Annotated in this window: 1 protein-coding gene; it reads right to left on the bottom strand. The window is 65.8% G+C overall.

Going from position 1 to position 683, the window contains the following annotated elements:
• On the bottom strand, positions 1-683 hold a 683-nt coding region (gene galE / locus AC1DOP_RS27205; RefSeq protein WP_442124994.1), incomplete at both ends, for a UDP-glucose 4-epimerase GalE.

Genomic DNA, 683 nt, shown 5'->3' on the forward strand with positions numbered 1-683 from the left:
CCCTGGGCCAGCTTGTCGAGGGTCTTGACGTGGCCGATCGCCAGGTCGACCACGTGGATGTAGTCGCGCATGCCGGTGCCGTCCGGGGTCGGGTAGTCGCCACCGTACACGGACAGTTTCTCGCGCTGGCCGTTGGCGACCTGGGCGATATASGGCAGCAGGTTGTTGGGGATGCCGTTCGGCTCCTCGCCGATCAGCCCGCTTTCGTGGGCGCCGACCGGGTTGAAATAGCGCAGCAGGGCGACGTGCCAGTCCGGCTCGGCCTTGAACAGGTCGCGCAGGATGTCTTCGATCATCAGCTTGCTGCGGCCGTAGGGGTTGGTGGCCGAGAGCGGGAAGTCTTCGCGGATCGGCACCGAGGCCGGGTCGCCGTACACCGTKGCCGACGACGAGAACACCAGGGTCTTGCAGCCGAACTTGGCCATGGTCTCGAACAGCACCACGCTGCCGGAGACATTGTTGTCGTAGTAGCGCAGCGGCTGCGCCACCGATTCGCCGACCGCCTTCAGGCCGGCAAAGTGGATCACGGCGTCGACCTTGTGCGCGCCGAACGCGGCTTCCATCGCCGCGCGGTCGCGGATGTCGGCCTCGACGAATTCGAAAGCCTTCCCCGTGATGCGAGTCACCCGTTCCTGCACGGAACGGTTGGCGTTGGACAGGTTGTCGACCACCACCACCTCGTG

This window comes from Massilia sp. 01N410 (genome assembly GCF_056399665.1).